Origin of the sequence: Paraflavitalea soli, assembly GCF_003555545.1 — a bacterium.
In the GTDB taxonomy this organism is placed as follows: domain Bacteria; phylum Bacteroidota; class Bacteroidia; order Chitinophagales; family Chitinophagaceae; genus Paraflavitalea; species Paraflavitalea soli.
This window is the reverse complement of sequence record NZ_CP032157.1, coordinates 2,282,295-2,300,402: the sequence shown is the minus strand read 5'-3', so window position 1 is coordinate 2,300,402 and position 18,108 is coordinate 2,282,295. Positions and strand designations below refer to the sequence as shown.

Genomic DNA, 18,108 nt, shown 5'->3' with positions numbered 1-18,108 from the left:
AGGTTTGTCCTCTACAAGTTACGCCATTTTTTCCGGCAATGGGATGGTGATGGTTACGCAGGTGCCTTCGTCCAATTTACTGGTCAACTGGAGGGTGCCATGCAATAGTTCCACATATCTTTTTACTATGTGCAATCCCAGGCCCGTACCTGCAATGTTCACTACATTTTTACCCCTAAAGAAAGTACTGAACAAGTGTTGTTGGTCCTCTTCGGAGATACCAACACCTTCATCAGTTACAGTCACTTGCAGGGAGTTTCCGTTGTGATCGATCTTGAGCCGGATCACAGCATTATCCCCGGAGAATTTGGCCGCATTACTCAGCAGGTTGATAAGAATGTTTTTCAGCAGGTGGCTGTCTGTATCAAACTGATCATCGCCGGTAAATTCCTGTTCAATGGACTGCCCCTCCTTAAGGATCACATTCATCTCATCCACTACCTCGGCCTGGAATGCCCGCACATTAAAAGGGGCACATGTTGCTTTGATCCTGCCTTCTTCCAGTTTGCCCAGTGATAAGAAGTCTTCCAGTAATACATTCAGGTGTCGCACAGAATCCTTTATACGTTTTATATGCCGGTCGCGTTTGTCCTGTTCATCCCCCTGTGTGTACCGGCCGATCAATGCCGCGGAAGATAGCACCGTACTTAAAGGGGTTCTGAACTCGTGCGAGGCCATCGAAACAAAACGTGATTTGATCTCATTGAGTTCCTTTTCTTTATTCAGCGCTTCATTCAACTCCTGCTGTGAGCGTTCCAGTTCCTGCAACGCCTCCCTTAAGATCATTGTTCTATCTTCCACTTTCGATTCCAACTCCGTATTTAGCTTGCGCATATCGGCCGTGATCTCTTCCAGTTGTCTTTTCTGGTCCAATAATTCCTGTTCTGCTTTTTTGCGCTCGGTGATGTCGACCAAAAAAGCGATGACAAAATTTTCATTTTTCTGCCGGTAGTGACTGAGACTCACTTCAACGGGAAATTCACGGCCGCTTTTTGTTTTGGCAAACAGATCGCGTCCATGGCCCATTGTTCTGTTGGATGGATGTTTATAAAAGCCTTGCCGGTAATGTTCATGCTTTCCATGAAACCGGGAAGGGATTAAGGATTCAATTTCTTTTCCCAGCAGATCATCTTTTTCATACTCAAACAAACGTGTTGCGGCGGGATTGATCAATACGATCTTGCCCGCTGAATTGGTTAAAATGATGCCTTCGGTAGCGTGCTCAAATAAGGCGTTCACCTGCCTTTCATCAGATTCTATGGAACGGTATAATTTCTTTACATAAAGCACTGCCATGGTGGCAATAACAAGGATCATGGCAGAGAATAGGTGCTGCATGAGCACCTGGCGAGTGGTCATACCCGGGTGGAAGTAAAAGAAGGAAATACCTACCAGCAATATACCCGCCAGGCCAAATAATTTTGTGTAACTATCGTTCTTTAGAAAAACGGTCAGCAGCACGGCAATAATGAGGCCGCTGTCATAAAAGCTCACTCCCGGACTCAGGTATTGCAATACCGCGGAGGTGACCATTACAATGAAGCAGAACAGCAATACATTCAAAGGCTTCTCTGTAAACATACGCTCCTTTAAATTTTCCGGAAGTTAAAACAAGTTTGACAAATGCCGTGAGGTGGCGGATCATTTTTGACGCAGGTCGGGCAGGGGGATCGATTTTCTGTAAATGTCGTCATAAAAGCGCACCATCCCTGTCTGGTCGGTCCAGGCCGTATTGTATATTATGAACACCGGTACTCCCTGGGACAAGGGCATTGTAGTAGGTTTAGTATTCAGGGAATCGCCTTTTTGCAGCACTTCATCTAACGCTGTGCTGTCGGCTTTTAACAGCAAGTGTGCCAACTCTGCCACTTTTTCCACCCGAACGCAGCCATGGCTCATGTATCTTTTGGATAAATTGAAAAGTGATTTCCAGGGAGTGTCGTGCAGGTAAATGCCATAGGGACTGTAGAAGTTGAGTTTTATAATGCCCAGTGAATTATCGCAGCCGGTGGATTGCCGGAGTGTAAAAGGGAAATTCGTGCTGCTGTACTTTTTCCAGTCTATCATGGCCGCATCGATTACCTTACCGGCACTGATGACCTGGTATCCATTCTCATCGAGGAAAGAAGGATTGCGTTTGATCATTGGTAATAATTCGCGGCTGGCGATCTTTGACGGTACTGTCCAGTAAGGATACAGCACAATTTCATTGATCTGGCTGGATAGGGTAGAAGTAGGCGTTGAACGTTTTCCCACAATTACTTTTGACTGAAGGAGCAGGTTGCCATCGTCATAATACTGCAGGGTGGCCGATGGAATATTGACCACAATGCATTGCACTTTTTGTATGCACCTTATCCAACGGATGGTATTGAGGGCCTCACCAGCTTCCCTGATCCTGACGGGAATGATCTGCCTGGCATTCGCCAGGTTGTTTTTATGAAGCGCATAAGGAAGGATGTTCAACAACGTTAATCTGTCGATCAGTGCTTGCACCTTATCTTCATGGCTGGAGGTGTCATTCCTGATCTCCAGCAATTGGGCAAGGGTATTCTTTATGGCCTTATAATCCTGTGTTTGCGGCTCCACCGCGTCGGGCAGCTCCTCCAAAAGATCATTGTCTATGGCCAATGCGAGGAGGCCAGGAATATCCAGACAATCCGGAATATATTTCCAGCCCTGGTAGCTTACTGGCTGGCTGCTATTACCCATTGCGATATCATGAAAAAAATGGATAGCGGTGTTTGTAAATGTTTCATCGGCGTGCAAAGTATCCTGTATGCTTTGGAGCGCAATGGAGTTTTGGTACAGTGAATCGAGCAGGCCAATTGAATAATCCTTTTCCTGCAATCCCCAGTGTTCTGACGAATGTACGAGTTGCAGTAGTGAACGTTGGAGAGACTTCCGCTGTACCCAGGGATATGGTTCTTTCACCAGGTCATAAAATTGCCTCACCAGGGCCGGTTGTTGGAAGCGATGCTGTGGAAGGGTATCGACAGACAACTTCGTCAACTTATCCGACCCTGGTGCGGCATATGCCTGCAATACCATAAAGAGGCCAGTTAATAAAGGTAGCAGTCGCATGCGCTGGGATTCAGGGGGGCATTAGACTAATGATGAGCAATGAATACTGGCAATTGATGATCGGTAATTGCCTCGTATATAAAGCTGGGTTTGAACAACCGGGATATGGAAGAACGGCCAAAGGCTCCGCTTACAAGTATCCCTCCTTTCTGTTCACTGATCCAGGAAGCCAGGTATTTCCGGGCATCCATGTGCAGGGTGAGGTAAGCGCATTGATCAAAATGCCGGCACACCAGGTCTTTGATCTTCTTTTCGGCCGGCATGGTCACATCGGCATCTTCATCTACATAGATCACCAATGTCTTGCGGTCGCATAATTCAGGGAACAGGTAGATAAATTGTTTAATGGCATATACCGAAGCCTCGCTGCCATCGTAGGTAAGGATATTTGTTTGGGGAAATTCAAATTTTTCAGGTATCAGCACCACGGGACAGGACGCGTGGCTCAGCGTATCCTGCAGGTAATCATTGATGCGTTCTGTACCCATTGCTTTGTAAAAAGCCTCACTGCCAATTACAAGCAGGTCGGCAAACTTTGTTTCCTCCTTGAAATCGTTCAGCGTAAAATCATAGAAGTCCTTGGTCACAGAATAGCGGATATGGTGTTCCTGGCAAAAGGTCTCAAATTGTTTTATATTGGCCATTACTTCCTCCGCCTCCCCTTCTTCTGCCAATGGTACGAACAAAGCGCCTGCCATTGCGCCGGGGCTTTTGCTCCAGAGTGCTGAATAATCGATCTGGGGCAGGAAAATACCGGTAAGCGATACCGGCGCGAGTTGGTGCAAGCCAAGAATGAATTGCATGGCCCCTGCAGAGAAATGCGTATTATCGAAGGCAACGATTATTTTTTTCATACATCAAATTTTATGGAATGGTTGCAGTTGTTATTTTTTGTGCTGGCGAAACTCGATCAATGCGATCTTTTGAAAGTCTCTTAAAGAACCCTGCTCTACAAATTCCACATCGCCTCCATCCTTTAATACCTTTTCCATGACATCTTCTACCAGGTCTTTCATGTAATAAGGGTCATCCGTGGTGCGCGTAAATGTGTAAACTGCACTTTGATTACTTTCACTTCGGCCGGGACTTATAAAATTTTCCTCTACTACCAGTAATTGCCCTCTGCAATGAGTAGCCGTGTTCCAGACCTCCTTCATCCCGTACGATAAGTTTCCGTCCTTATAAGCCTTTTGCAGTTTTTGCATTAAAAGCTGGTGTCTGTGCTTCTTCCATTGATGCAATTCAGGTTGTAAAGTCATAAGAATATCTGTTTCTGTGCTAGTATCGAAGTTGCCGGCCAGGTAGCCAATGATGTTCTCTTCATGGACCGTGAGATCTCTGAATTGGTCAAGAGACTGTGCATTTCCCAGTATAAAAACGGGCAGCGCATAAGCATTCAGCATAAGGCCAAGGCCCTGGTCCATCAGGTGCAGGAAGTGGCGGTCATAACCACTGGCCGGGTCAATTGCTTCCTGGTTGGATTTAATGCAGGTGAGCCTGGTTGGGTTACCCATATACAGCCTCGCGCAGTGTTTGCCCAGTACCATCACCAGGTAGGAGACTTCCCTTTTTTTAGCCCTTATTACTTCCCGGATGCCTACATATTCTCCGATGCGGATCGTTTCCTCTACCGGAAAATCCAGGTAAAATAGTTTGGATGCGTAAGGGGAGGCGAGGAGCGCAATGCTTTTCTTATAATTGCTATAATTGATGCCTGCGATCAATCCCTGCACCAGGGTATAGGCAGGCAAGGCCTTGAAGGTGGAATATTTTTGCAACAGTTCCCCTTTTGTTTTGGCCATCATTGTTCTTAAACGGCCGGTTATGACATGCTTATCAGTGAGTTGGGGTTCAAATGGCAGCACAAGACAAATGGAAGGCGTAAGGCCTGTTTCCTGTAAGAACTGTGCGGAGTATTGCAGTACCTCATTCATGACGGCTGATTTAATGACCTAAAATTAAAAACAGCCGGGGGCCTATTTTATGACATCGCTCACCCTGGAGATTGATTGTAGTTATGCCTGTACCATCAATTTTTCTAATTTGGCACGCTGGCGTGAGGCAGTTGTATATCCAATTTCAAATATTTCATCTGCTTTTTTCACATCGAACATATTGAACCGGTGCAGATCGGGTTCTATATAAAGCGTGCATTGCTCTAATTTTGATTTAACGGAGCCGGCGATAGCCATATGAAAGCATTTTTCCAGGATGTTCCTTTTGCCCACTGGGTTCGATGCCTGCTGAGGTTGGAGCTTATTCACATGGGAACCGATGATATGGTCGCAGATCTCCGTCAACGGTTCTACCGGCAGGTTGTTCAACAGGCCGCCATCTACCAGCAAACTGTTGCCTATTTTGACGGGTGCAAAGATCACGGGCACTGAAGCCGATGCAATGATCGGTTCATACAGCGGACCGCTGGAGAAGGTGACCGTTTTGGCCAGCGTGAAGTCGGTAGCAGTGACAAAAAAAAGGGCCGACAAGCCCTCAAACCTGTCCTGGGGAATATATTGTTGTAAGGTGCGTAACAGGGGCTGCATAGAAAAGAAACCATCTTTGTTCCACAAGAGATTGGACCATCCGAAGTAGCCATTTTGCTTCAGGATGGTAAGGACTTTTTCGGGTGGATGGCCTGCCAGGTACAGCGCTCCGGCAATGGCGCCGGCGCTTACCCCGGAAATGGCATAGGGCTTCAAGCCAATTTCATCCAGCAGTTTTAAGAGCCCGAGATGGGCAAATCCCCGAACACCGCCCCCGCTAAGTACAATGCCTGTTTTTGTCATACCTAATTATATTCTGCCAGTGAAAACGAAAGATCAGTCAAAAAAATGTGTACTGACCAAAGTAAAGCCGGGCCCGAACAAAAACAGGCGTTGTAGTACACCAACGCCTGTATCACCAAAATTTAGCTATATACCTGCTCTTATGTCCTTGTTCATTTACCGGAAAGTCATCGACTCAGCCAACCAGTGCAGATTGGGTAGACCGTTCAAAACGACCTGTTTTTTTCGTTAGCCGGATGCGAAAAACGATTCCCTTTACCTGTTCAGTGACATTATTTGTAAAAGGCCAGTCGTCAGATTGGTGTACCCGCTCACTGCTGACCATGGGCATTATCCGGTTCACCAGTTTATCCAATGCCTCCCGGCGCTCCTTACCTTCCGGCAGTTCTTCAAAGCTGCCCCACAGGATCACACTTTTCCAGTTGGCCATATTGGTCAGGTCGTCCGTTTGGAAACATACCTGTGGGTTCTTGCGCATTAGAGCTACTTTCATTCCTTCCTGGGTATAGCAATACACAAATTCTCCATCGTAGGTAAAATTGATAGGCACCACATACGTAGTATCATCGGCATGACAACCGATCCGGCCTACCATTTGTGTACTCAACACCGATTCAATTTCTTCCGGGGATAATTTACCAAACATAAAAGCTGATTTTTAAGCTAAGTTCGCACATAAACTGAGCCAGAGCCATGATGGGTGTCATCGCCCCGCCTGATCCTCCTCAATAGTTGACATGTAATAATGCCTGCCTTTTTTCCAGGTCCCATAATTTCAGGGCGTGTAACAATGGCCGGAGGCTTGCTACTTCCACCCCGTCGAAGTCTTGCTGCATCCTTTTCTTTTCTTCGGGGTCCCTGGTCAGCCAGGCTCCCATCTTTAAGAGCAGGCGATCTGTCCAGGATAAAGTATGCCTGATCATCCGGCCTTTTAGGAAAAAAATGCTGTTGTTTCTCAAGGAAGGCGGGATGTTATCGGCAATGATCTTATCCGTTTTTTCTTTATCACCGGCCGGTGTACCGCATACGATAAAGAAGAACAGCTTTTTGGTTTTCAGCCATTCCTGGTTGCGGATCAGCCAACTTTGCAACTGTAGTTTACCCACATACACAGAACTGCCGATCAACACAAAATCAGCATTCATTAATTCCCCTCCAATGACCGTAGGTGTAAAGGCGGGAAGGTTCAATTCTTTGGATAAGAGTGTTGCATAATCGCGGGTAGCACCGTATTTGCCTTTGTATATGATAAGGCCTTTCATAAATATAATAGTTTAAGCAAAAATATTACCAGTGTTGGCTCAAAACTATGACTTATGTTATGCATCAGTATGACAATCTTTAGTGCGTGATCCGGGAAAATATCCGAAACACTATGGCGGAAGCAGTGCCAGGTAGTTTTTTTCTGAATGCCAGCGGCATCCACCCAATCCTGCAGAACTCACTTTTTTCTGTGGTAAAATTAGTTTTTGCGAGAGCCGTAGAGAATAGCTTGATCAAGTTGAAAAATTGGGGGCGCGCTTGTAGAACTATTTCGGTTCTCTTTATGAAGCACCCGCCTGAATTGTTTATCCCGCCTTCGCCAGTAGAGCAATTCAAAAGAGGGCCGTTCAGCAGGAATATTTTTAAATAAGCCCTGGACAGTATTTCTCACACCTGGCCTGGCCCGGCGATAAGAGGGCCGCAATACCGTAACTGGACCTTCCTCCGACACTTGCATCCCGCCATATGGCGGGGCATATTTTTTAGCCAGGTATTCAATAATATCTGTATCGGACCACCCGTATCTCAACCAGGTCATTACTTCTCCGGTGATCTTACAGCGGACCTTATGTTTTTTATTGGGTAGTGGAACCACTGCATACAATTTCAATGCAATGGGTGAGGCTTTGGCCAGCAAGGCCGCATATTGCATGGTCTTGCGAAAGGCGGGATCTTTTTTCACCCGCTTGCCAGTCAGCGAACTGCGGGACCGCATATAGTACTTTCCAAACATGAAGTATACGGTGACAGGCCCGTAAGTGCCAATAAACGAAGGTGTGGAGGTAAGCCGTGCCATAGCATTCTTTTTCCTAAAGGTAGAGCGTTGGCAAAGACACTCAACAAGGTGGTAACGTAAATGGTTAAGTTTCGTTACATTCTTTCATATTGAGTTAGAAACGGCCATTTAAAGTCATATTTTAACAAGCACCAGCAGTGCCTCCAGGCCGGGTTTCAAAGGGGGCATGTTCGGAACAAGTTTGTACCAACACCGGAGATAAAGCGCATTTCATGCACCTGAGAGATGAATTGAATGCTGGCTCGGCTTGTTTTGTTTTTGAGTATGGTTTGGGGCGGCCTAAGCGGGTACCGAACAAGTCTCGAATAAGGTACGACTCAGACCCAGGTGAGACCCGAAGAAAAGCTAAACGCAACTGCCTGGAGGCCCAAACAACCGCTTAAAAAATCGACACATAACTGAATGACCTACAAAGCAAAAATCCTGTAGATCAATGACCTACAGGATTTCTTCGTGCCCAGAACAGGAATCGAACCTGCACTACCTTTCGATAACAAGATTTTGAGTCTAGCGCGTCTACCAGTTCCGCCATCTGGGCTCTTGCTTGGGGGTGCAATATTACGCTTTTGCAGTATTTCAGCCAAATGCTACTGTGTTTTTCCTGAAAAATAACCAGTTAGCTCACTACGGCCCGCATTCCGTGGGGGCAGCACTGCCTGAAAATAGCTATATTGTTGCCCGAATTTCTATGATACAATCCGGGCATTACCCACCAGCCAACCGCACAGACATCGATAAGGTCATCCGCCTCCTGGAAGCTGTTTATCCGATCAGCGAACCCTTGCGCAAGGATATTTATGGCAATATGGTAGCGCTGAAACTGAAAAAGGGCAGCATGCTGATCCAGGAAGGAGATACCTGCCGCTACATGTATTTTATTCTTACGGGGGCGCTGATGGCGCATTCCACACACAAAGGCAAAAAGATCACCACCTATATTTCGGTAGAAAATGAATTTGTAAGCTCTATATCGGGCATGCATGGCATGCGCCCCACCAAAGAAGGGATCATTGCGGTAGAGCCTACTTCACTGATCGCGATATCCAATGAGGTGCTGCTGGGCTTCTTTGAAAAGTACTTCGACTTTAACTATATCTTCCGGGTGATGGTACAGCAATATTACCAGGACGCCCAGGAGCGCTCACACATCATAAGGGTAGGCAATGCCAAAGAAAGATACCATTACTTCCTGCAAACAAAACCGGGCTATATCGACCGGCTGCCGTTGGAAAACATCGCCTCACTGCTCAATATGAAAGCGCCCACGCTGGCCAAGATCCGTCAGCAACACGCGCTGTCACTGAAAAAAGATGGGGAAACGGAACGGCTGCGCCGGCACCTGGAAGAACAACTTGTGAGGAAGGAGTTGTACCGGTCGAAAGATATCAGCCTGGCATCACTGGCACGCGCCGCCGGCATCACCGCGCACAAATTGTCGTGGCTGCTCAACAACAACTACCAGCTGAGCTTTGTGGATTTCATCAACAGCTACCGCATTAAAAGCATCCAGGAGCAAATGGCGCTGCCGGATACGCTGCAAAACTTTACGATCGAAGCATTGGCCTACAATGCGGGCTTTGCTTCGCGCAGCGCTTTTTACAACGCGTTCAAGAAGATCACGGGTCTGAGTCCGCTGGAATATGCACAAAACAAATAGGAGAGGTGGGCCTGTAGGAGCCAACTGCTATTTACAGCAACTCTTTTTGGGCAGCAGTATCTTACGCACGATGGTCCATATTTTTTGCCACATGGGGGAGTCTGTTTGATTTAGGTACGATCCATTACATTTGCAACTCATGGCAAAGATACAACTATGATCAGAATTGGCTTGATCAGGGAAGGAAAGACACCGGCGGATAACCGGGTAGCGCTTACCCCGGCACAATGCAAATGGATCCATAAGAACTCCACGGATGTGCAGATCATAGTACAATCATCGCCCAACCGGTGCTTCTCCGACAAAGAATACCGGCAGGCGGGCATAGCAGTACAGGACGATGTAAGTGCCTGTGATGTCCTGTTCGGCATCAAAGAAGTGCCGGTAAGTCAGCTCATACCCGGTAAAACCTACCTTTTCTTCTCGCATACACGCAAAAAACAGCCCTACAACCAGGCCTTATTCCACGCCATGATGGAGCAACAGATCACGCTCATCGACTACGAATGCCTGGAACATGAAGATGGGCAGCGGATCATCGGGTTTGGCTTTTTTGCGGGCGTGGTAGGGGCGCACAACGGTATGATGGCCTGGGGGCACCGCACGGGGGCTTATGACCTGGTAAGGGTACACAAACAAAAGAGCTTTCATGAGCTGATCCATACTTATTTTGGCCTGCGGATACCGGCCATCAAGATCGCGGTGACGGGCAGCGGCCGGGTAGCGCATGGCATCCTGGAGATCATGAACCTGATGGGTGTGCACGAAGTAGAGCCTGATGAATACCTGCAACGCCAATACACCTACCCGGTATATACGCAATTGAAAGGAGCGGACCTGTACCGGCACCGCTCCAGCGGCGCTTACAACCGCACGCATTTTCATGAACAGCCCGAAGAATACATCGGCCATTTTCTGCCTTATGCACACCAAACGGATGTGCTGATGAATGGGATTTACTGGGATACGAATATTCCCCGCCTGTTTGAGGAAAAGGATATCCTGCATCCCGCCTTCCGGATACAAACGATCGCCGATATCACAGATGACGCGCATGGCTCGGTGCCTATTAACCTGGGTGATCAAACGATCGACAATCCTGTGTATGGGGTGGACAAGGTTACGCTCCAAAAAACAGCGCCCTACCTGCCCGGCAGCATCGATGTAATGGCAGTGGGCAACCTGCCCAATGAACTGCCCCGTGATGCCAGTCGCTATTTTGGGGAGCAACTGATCAAATACATACTGGAAGACCTGCTCCGGAACCAGGGATCACAGGTGATACAGCGTGCTACAATGCTGGATAAAGGCAAACTCACTACGCATTTTGATTACCTGCATGATTACGCAAAGGAGCGGTAAGTGGTGAGCGGCTGAAACACTGCTTCCGCTGTGGTTTGACATTTCACACTCACAGATACAAATAATAGCCCTTCAGCAGTTCTATAAAATCATCGGTATAGCCGCCTTCTTCTTTTTGGATAATGAGTTCGTACTCGGGCGCAAAGTTTTCTTTGTGCCTGCTATAATGCAGGATGGAGCGGAAGGAAGGGTGTTTGGGGGTTTGCTTTACAAACAGGTTCTCTACGAGGTGAAAACCCTGGCGGGTAGCCAGCTCATGAAAATAGGCCCAGCGGTGATAGGGGAGCAGCACGCCAAAACTTCCCTGACTATCGAGGTTGTCATCGATGGTTTGTACCAGTTCCTCCAGTTTCAACAGTTTGCTGTGTTTGGCGATCTGTTCTTCGTCTGACGCTGATGCCAGATCATTTTCAAAGAAAGGAGGATTGCTGATGATAAAATTATACTTGCGCGGGAAGGAGTAGGTACGTGCATCACCCGGAAATACGCGCAGCCGTTCTCTCCAGCCATTCTGCGCTACATTTTCTTTCAGCTGTTTGAAAGCGGCCAGGTCTATTTCAATGCCGTGTATCTCGGCTTCGGATTGTTGTGCCAGCATCATCATGAGGAGACCGGTACCGCTGCCAATATCCAGGATGTTGAAATAGTCGGGCACTTTGGCAGCAAACCAGGCGCCCAGTATACAGGCATCGGTGCACACCTTCATGGCGCATTGATCCTGGTGAATAGTAAATTGTTTGAACTGAAAGTAACTGTTGGCCATAGGCAGCAGGGCGTTAGCGGTGTCAATGATGGGATAAAGATAAATTGCTATGTGATGCCAGCCATCAGTATTTATACTGTTCCTTTACCATTCGGCCCGGGCGGTAGGTTCTACCCGCAGCTCACTGAAGTCGCCCGCCTGGTACTTGTAATAGGCGGTTATGGCGATCATGGCCGCATTGTCAGTGCAATATTGGAAGGCGGGTATAAACGTATTCCAGCGGAATTGTTGGCCCCAATCTACCAGGGACTGGCGCAGGCCGCTGTTGGCGGAAACGCCCCCTGCTATGCAAATGTCTTTGACCCCGGTTTGGATGGCTGCTTTTTTGAGCTTGTTGAGCAGGATGGTGACAATGCGGTGCTGGATGGAGGCGCAGATATCAGCTAGGTTCTTCTCCACAAACCGGGGATCGGCCGCGGTGTTTTCCTGCAGGAAATAGAGGATGGCGGTTTTAAGACCACTGAAGCTAAAGTCCAGTCCGGGTATCCTTGGCTCGGGAAAAGCAAACCTGGCCGGATTGCCCTCGCGGGCATATTTATCGATGAGGGGACCGCCGGGATAGGGCAGTCCCAGTATTTTGGCTGATTTATCAAAGGCTTCGCCGGCGGCATCGTCCATCGTTTCCCCGATCACCCGCATAGACAAGGGCGATTCGCAGAGCACGATCTGCGTATGACCGCCGCTCACGGTGAGGCAAAGGAAGGGAAAGGAAGGTTTGGGATCGGGATGGCCATTCTTTTCGGTGGGGATCAGGTTGGCCAGCACATGGGCCTGCATATGGTGCACAGCAATGAGGGGAACATCGAGGGCCAGGGACAGGGATTTGGCAAACTGGGCGCCTACCAGCAAGGCGCCGATGAGCCCCGGCGCCTGGGTAAAAGCAATGGCATCGAGGTCTTCCATCTTACAGCCTGCATCGCGCATGGCTTTGTCTACCACGGGTACGATATTCTGCATATGGGCCCGCGAAGCCAGCTCGGGCACCACACCGCCATATTGCTCGTGCACGGCCTGACCGGCAATAACATTGGATAAAATAATACCGTCCCGGCAAACGGAGGCGGAGGTTTCATCGCAGGAAGACTCTATTGCTAAAATATAAATGCTCATAAAGGCTGCAAAGGTAAAACATTGCACCTTTCCCGGTAACATGCCTTCGACAGGCTCGTTTAGATCGGGTGAGCCGCCCTGAAAGGGCGACCCACCCTTAATGGCCGCTGTTTATTTACTGCGGATGGCTTCTACGGGGTTCATGCGGGCGGCAATGGAAGCAGGGATAATACCTGCCAGTACGCCTACAACGATACAAATGCCAATGGCCAGGGCCAGGATGCTGGGGGCAATGAACACGGTAAAGCCTACAGCGGAAGATATGAGTGTAAGGAGGAATACGCCGAATACGCCTAACAATCCTCCCATGATGCAGAGGAAGGCGGATTCGAGCAGGAATTCGGTGAGGATGGTAGAACTTTTAGCGCCAATGGCCTTCTTGAGGCCGATCTGGGAAGTACGTTCGCGCACGGTCACAAACATGATGTTGGCTACGCCAAACATACCTACTACCAGGGATAGGGCGGCAATGGCCCAGCCGCCTTTGTTGATGTTGCCAAAAATATCGCTGGCAAAACTGCTGAAGGCGTCTATATCGTTCAGGGAAAAATCATTCTCCTGGGTGGGCTTTAGCTTGCGGATAGAGCGCATGGCGCCGGCCAGTTCGTCCTTCAACTGTGCCATGGGCACGGTTTCCTTGCCCTGCACCATGATGATGGGGCTGCTGTATCGTTCGCGCACCATCTGCCGCATGAAGTTGACTGGCATGAGGATGCTGTTGTCGTATTCCCAGCCGCCCACAATGCTTTTACCCTGTTTTTTGATGAGGCCAACCACCAATCCTCTCTTGCCTTCCTTCATCTTCACCAGCTGACCCACGGCCTTTTCGGCATTGCCAAACAGGTTGACGGCCACTTCGTAACCGATCACAAATACGTTGGCGCCATAATCGAAGTCGGACTGCTGCAGGTAGCGGCCCATTTGTATTTCGATGGGTTGTATGTTGGAAAATTCGTCAGTAATACCATAGTAGTTCACCCCGGAAATACTGTTGTCGCCAACTTCGAGGGTATTGGTGGTACTGATGTTGAATGCTACATTGGCGGCGCCGGGTACTTTCTTCTTCAGCATCACCATTTCATCGTAGGAAGGATCGGGGCGCTTTACATATTTCCACCAGGGGTAGTCATTGCCGCCATCGGCATATTCCCATTTATCGATATACACGGTATTGGTGCCAAGGGCTTTGATATCTTTCTGCACGGCATATTCCAGGCTGTTCACCGCTGCCAGTACGGCGATGATACAAAAGATACCGAAAGCCACACCGCTTAAGGATAGCAATGTGCGGATCTTGTGGGATTTGAACTCCTGCCAGGTAAGGTTGAGGCTACTGCCCAATATTTCAAATATGCGACGCATGTATCAAATTTAATGTATTCCTGCTAACCGGAAGCGTTAATGTGATTATTGGTAGGCAGGGCGGAGAAATTATTACGGATGCAGGATATAGAATTTCGAATTCTTCTTTTTAGAGCGGGTAATGAATGGCTGACGCCTTGGTTTTCAAACTCCTTCCTTCGTATCTTGCGTTATTATAATTAATTAAGGTTGTTCAAAGAGTGGAGCAATCTTACATCCTACATTCGAAATCCGAAATTATCAGGCATGTTTACCATTGAAAGTTCCCTTCTAAAAGCAGTCATCAATCCCAAAGGCGCAGAACTCACCAGTCTGGTACATAAAGAGCATTCACTGGAGTATATGTGGAGCGGGAACCCGGCTTTTTGGGGCAAGCATTCTCCGGTCTTATTTCCCATTGTAGGTACTTTAAAGAACAATCAATACCAATATAAGGGGCAGTCTTATAGATTAGGCCGTCATGGTTTTGCCCGTGATCAGCAGTTTGCGGTGGAGAGTCAAACAGCCGATGCCATCACCTTTTTGATCAAGAGCAATGAGGAGTCGCTGAAGGTATTTCCCTTTGCTTTTGAATTCAGGATACGGTACACGGCCCTGGAGGCTTCGCTGACAGTAACCTATGAGGTGACCAACCCGGGTAAAGAGGAACTGTATTTTTCTGTAGGCGGGCATCCGGCCTTCAAGGTTCCTTTGACGGATACAACCACTTATGAAGATTATTACCTGACATTCGAACAACAGGAGGATGCTCCCCGCTGGCCTATATCGCCCGATGGGCTGATTGAAACCACGCCTAGACCTTTACTCCAGGTTACCAACCGCCTCCGTTTGACCAAAGAACTGTTCCAGAAAGACGCGCTCGTGCTCAAAGGACTGAGGTCGTCCCGCATTTCTTTACAGTCGGATATGACCCCACATGGCTTGTCGATGGACTTCCCGGGTTTTCCTTTCTTTGGTATCTGGGCGGCTAAGGAGGCTGATTTTGTATGCCTGGAACCCTGGTGCGGCATTGCCGATGGGGTAGGCGCCAACCAGCAACTGACGAACAAGGAAGGCATCAACAAGCTGCCCGCTAAAGAAGTGTTTACCCGTACCTGGACGGTGAGCTTGTTTTGAGGTACAAGCAGGACCGGTTTACAATAGTGCAATAAAGCCCCTGATCTTTTCCTGCTGAAGTTGACCGACGTTGTTATCGGTATTCCACATCAGTTTGTCGTATTCCGCGATCAGCTTTGACAGGCGCTCGTCCCTTTTTATATCCCTGATCCGGTGCATGAGGCCGTAGGTAAGCCAGGGATCTCCACGGTTATCGGTCCCGGAATTTTTGATGGTATGTACCATCAGCTGTAAGATGGGTTCCTTGTAGTCTGCGATAACCAGGTCGATAAGCGGGAAGTCTTCCGACCTTACCGTATCCTTACTGATCAGGTTGAACAGGGTCTTCTTTTGCTGCTTGTTTAAACTACGGTCGGTTAGCGGATCTCTCACTTCCTTTTCCTGTGTAATAAGTTCCATTCTGGAAAAGCTGCTGCCGCCCGACAACTCATATATCCCTTCCCAGCGGGTGAACTTGTTCTCTGCACAGGCGACCAGCCAGTCCATGATCTTATTGCGCTGTTGCACCGTGTCCTTCAGCTGCATGATGGCCTGCATTTCCCGGATCCTTTTCTTGTAAATATCCAGCCCTTCGCGGGGCAGTTGCTTAACCCCATAAGAAAGGGCATGGGTATAATAGCCCTGGCCGTCGGGTCGCTTGTCGAGGAAGGTAATGACGGCGGTATTGACGGAATAGCTGGCCGGAGCAGGGCAGATCATATTGGGCTCAAAAAAGACCTGCACGGTGTCGGTATCCAGCTTTCCCTGGAGCAGGTTCTTCACCCGGATGACCGCTATATGCGCACCTTCATATTCTCTTCCTTTTTTGTCTTTCTCCATCAGGATATGCTCACCGATCACCTCTCCCTCGATGATCACCTGGCTTTCCATGATCAGCATCCGCAAGGGGCGGGCAGGTATGGGATAAGGCATATTGAAAGAGCAAAGCGTGGCACCAATGACAAGGAGCATCAAAAGGGAGCGCATGGGATAGCGGTTTGAGTTATTATAAATATAGGTTCCAATCGATTATCTGTGATGCAGGAATGTGGAGTTTAACATAAAAACAGCAGGTATATTTTCCCAGCCATCTACTGCCAATTCGATACCTTTGCACCGGTTTTTCAGGCAGTTAGCGCCTGTTTGCCGACTATAGACTAGGATAGTAATAAGCTGGTTATTAATCAATAACCGAGCTAATCTAATATACAGCATGAAATATATAAACGAGATTCAGAAACGTAGAACCTTTGCCATTATATCGCACCCCGATGCCGGTAAGACCACCCTCACGGAAAAATTCCTCTTATTCGGCGGCGCCATCCAGACGGCCGGGGCGGTAAAAAGTAACAAGATCAAGAAGCATGCTACGAGTGACTTTATGGAGATCGAGCGGCAAAGGGGTATCTCGGTTGCCACCTCGGTGATGAGCTTTGAGTACAAGAATATCCTGATCAACCTGCTTGATACACCTGGTCACAAAGACTTTGCGGAAGATACTTACCGCACGCTTACGGCGGTCGACAGTGTGATCCTGGTGATCGACAGTGTGAACGGGGTAGAAGAGCAAACGCGCCGCCTGATGGAGGTATGCCGTATGCGGGATACGCCTGTTATCGTGTTCATCAATAAGATGGACCGGGATGGCAAGAACCGGTTTGACCTGCTGGAAGAAGTGGAAAAAGAGCTTAACATACACCTGCATCCCATGACCTGGCCCATCAACAGCGGCAAGGATTTCAAGGGGGTGTACAACCTGCACGATAAGAGCCTGCTGTTGTTTACAGCCAATACCAAGGCTACGGATGATGATTCCATTAACATTTCGGACCTGAGTGATCCTATACTGGATGAGCGCCTGGGGGAAAAAGATGCGGCCCTGCTGCGCGAGGATGTAGAACTGGTGGATGGGGTACACGGAGAACTGAATGGAGTAGACTATATGGCAGGAAAAGTGGCGCCCGTATTCTTTGGCAGCGCCATCAACAACTTTGGCGTGAAGGAAATGCTCGACACTTTTATCCGGGTAGCGCCCATTCCCCGTTGCCGGGCTACCTCTGTCCGGGAAGTGTGCCCGGATGAGGACAAGTTTTCCGGCTTTATTTTTAAGATACATGCCAACCTGGACCCCAAGCACCGCGACCGGATCGCGTTCCTGCGGGTTTGCTCGGGTAAGTTTGAACGCAACAAGTACTTCCACCATGTGCGGCTCGACAAGGATGTGCGATTCAGCAATCCTTACACCTTCATGGCGCGGGATAAAGATGTGATCGAGGCAGCATATCCCGGCGATGTGGTCGGTTTGTTTGATACGGGCAACTTCAAGATTGGGGATACCCTCACGGAAGGAGAGAACTTCTTCTATACGGGCATTCCTTCCTTTTCTCCTGAAATTTTTAAGGAGGTGATCAATAAAGACCCGATGAAAACCAAGCAATTGGAAAAGGGTCTTATGCAGCTTACAGATGAAGGGGTGGCGCAGTTGTTCACCCAGTTTGGCGGCAATAAGAAGATCATTGGCTGTGTGGGAGAACTTCAGTTTGAGGTGATCCAATACCGCCTGTTGCAGGAATACGGGGCCTCGTGCGAATTCAGGGCGCAGCCTTATTACAAAGCCTGCTGGATCACCAGTACCGATCCTAAAAAGCTGGATGATTTCACGCGCTTCAAGAGCAGCAATATTGCTACGGATAAGGATGGTCACCTGGTATACCTCGCCCAAAGCGAATGGTTCCTCAACACGGAGCGCCAGAACAACCCGGATATCGAGTTTCACTTTACCAGTGAGATCCACAAGGAGGCGGTGTAACTGGCAGGAATCGGGAAGCTG

General features: G+C 48.5%; 16 protein-coding genes and 1 tRNA gene. 4 read left to right on the top strand and 13 right to left on the bottom strand.

Annotated elements, in window-relative coordinates; translation table 11 throughout:
- Positions 1–18: 18 nt before the first annotated feature.
- From D3H65_RS08530 to D3H65_RS08490, 9 genes are all read right to left on the bottom strand, one after another.
- Entirely contained in the window at positions 19–1,581 is a 1,563-nt protein-coding gene (locus D3H65_RS08530; RefSeq protein WP_245999702.1) for a sensor histidine kinase, read from the bottom strand.
- Positions 1,582–1,641: 60 nt separating this feature from the next.
- Positions 1,642–3,084: a L,D-transpeptidase family protein gene (locus tag D3H65_RS08525; RefSeq protein ID WP_119049912.1), complete on the bottom strand. Its 1,443-nt coding sequence runs from the start codon at positions 3,082–3,084 to the stop codon at positions 1,642–1,644.
- Between the two features lie 26 nt (positions 3,085–3,110).
- Positions 3,111–3,938 carry a universal stress protein gene (locus tag D3H65_RS08520; RefSeq protein ID WP_119049911.1) on the bottom strand — a complete coding sequence of 276 codons (828 nt, stop codon included), beginning with the start codon at positions 3,936–3,938 and terminating at the stop codon, positions 3,111–3,113.
- A 30-nt stretch (positions 3,939–3,968) separates the two neighbouring features.
- A complete protein-coding gene (locus D3H65_RS08515; protein WP_119049910.1) occupies positions 3,969–5,018 on the bottom strand; it encodes a baeRF3 domain-containing protein in 1,050 nt (349 codons plus the stop codon).
- 81 nt (positions 5,019–5,099) lie between these two features.
- Positions 5,100–5,870: a patatin-like phospholipase family protein gene (locus D3H65_RS08510; RefSeq protein WP_119049909.1), complete on the bottom strand. Its 771-nt coding sequence runs from the start codon at positions 5,868–5,870 to the stop codon at positions 5,100–5,102.
- 175 nt (positions 5,871–6,045) lie between these two features.
- Positions 6,046–6,516 carry a pyridoxamine 5'-phosphate oxidase family protein gene (locus D3H65_RS08505; RefSeq protein WP_119049908.1) on the bottom strand — a complete coding sequence of 157 codons (471 nt, stop codon included), beginning with the start codon at positions 6,514–6,516 and terminating at the stop codon, positions 6,046–6,048.
- Positions 6,517–6,595: 79 nt separating this feature from the next.
- A complete protein-coding gene (locus D3H65_RS08500) occupies positions 6,596–7,132 on the bottom strand; it encodes a flavodoxin domain-containing protein (protein WP_119049907.1) in 537 nt (178 codons plus the stop codon).
- A 200-nt stretch (positions 7,133–7,332) separates the two neighbouring features.
- Entirely contained in the window at positions 7,333–7,929 is a 597-nt protein-coding gene (locus tag D3H65_RS08495; protein WP_119049906.1) for a hypothetical protein, read from the bottom strand.
- Positions 7,930–8,383: 454 nt separating this feature from the next.
- Positions 8,384–8,467 (bottom strand) — tRNA-Leu (locus D3H65_RS08490).
- A gap of 150 nt (positions 8,468–8,617) precedes the next feature.
- Here D3H65_RS08490 and D3H65_RS08485 point away from each other — a divergent pair.
- Positions 8,618–9,586, top strand: a complete 969-nt coding sequence (locus D3H65_RS08485) for a helix-turn-helix domain-containing protein (protein WP_162915493.1) — start codon at positions 8,618–8,620, stop codon at positions 9,584–9,586.
- Between the two features lie 156 nt (positions 9,587–9,742).
- The gene (locus tag D3H65_RS08480) at positions 9,743–10,948 is read left to right on the top strand and encodes an NAD(P)-dependent oxidoreductase (protein WP_119049904.1); all 1,206 of its coding nucleotides are present in this window, start codon (positions 9,743–9,745) and stop codon (positions 10,946–10,948) included.
- Positions 10,949–10,997: 49 nt separating this feature from the next.
- Here the strand turns inward: D3H65_RS08480 and D3H65_RS08475 are convergent, their stop codons facing one another.
- The 3 genes from D3H65_RS08475 to D3H65_RS08465 all read right to left on the bottom strand — a co-directional run bounded on the left by D3H65_RS08475 (position 10,998) and on the right by D3H65_RS08465 (position 14,183).
- Positions 10,998–11,711 (bottom strand): tRNA1(Val) (adenine(37)-N6)-methyltransferase, encoded by a 714-nt coding sequence (locus D3H65_RS08475; protein WP_119049903.1) that lies wholly within the window; start codon positions 11,709–11,711, stop codon positions 10,998–11,000.
- An 84-nt stretch (positions 11,712–11,795) separates the two neighbouring features.
- The gene (gene tsaD / locus D3H65_RS08470) at positions 11,796–12,821 is read right to left on the bottom strand and encodes a tRNA (adenosine(37)-N6)-threonylcarbamoyltransferase complex transferase subunit TsaD (RefSeq protein ID WP_119054432.1); all 1,026 of its coding nucleotides are present in this window, start codon (positions 12,819–12,821) and stop codon (positions 11,796–11,798) included.
- A gap of 111 nt (positions 12,822–12,932) precedes the next feature.
- Positions 12,933–14,183 (bottom strand): ABC transporter permease, encoded by a 1,251-nt coding sequence (locus D3H65_RS08465; RefSeq protein ID WP_119049902.1) that lies wholly within the window; start codon positions 14,181–14,183, stop codon positions 12,933–12,935.
- 246 nt (positions 14,184–14,429) lie between these two features.
- On the opposite strand from D3H65_RS08465, the gene D3H65_RS08460 reads away from it, so the two are divergent.
- Positions 14,430–15,299 (top strand): aldose 1-epimerase family protein, encoded by an 870-nt coding sequence (locus D3H65_RS08460; RefSeq protein ID WP_119049901.1) that lies wholly within the window; start codon positions 14,430–14,432, stop codon positions 15,297–15,299.
- 18 nt (positions 15,300–15,317) lie between these two features.
- Here D3H65_RS08460 and D3H65_RS08455 read toward each other — a convergent pair whose 3' ends face one another.
- Positions 15,318–16,265, bottom strand: coding sequence for a hypothetical protein (locus D3H65_RS08455; protein ID WP_119049900.1), 948 nt, complete (start codon positions 16,263–16,265; stop codon positions 15,318–15,320).
- A 226-nt stretch (positions 16,266–16,491) separates the two neighbouring features.
- Between D3H65_RS08455 and D3H65_RS08450 the strand changes: the two genes are divergently transcribed.
- Positions 16,492–18,087 carry a peptide chain release factor 3 gene (locus D3H65_RS08450; protein WP_119049899.1) on the top strand — a complete coding sequence of 532 codons (1,596 nt, stop codon included), beginning with the start codon at positions 16,492–16,494 and terminating at the stop codon, positions 18,085–18,087.
- Positions 18,088–18,108 lie beyond the last annotated feature (21 nt).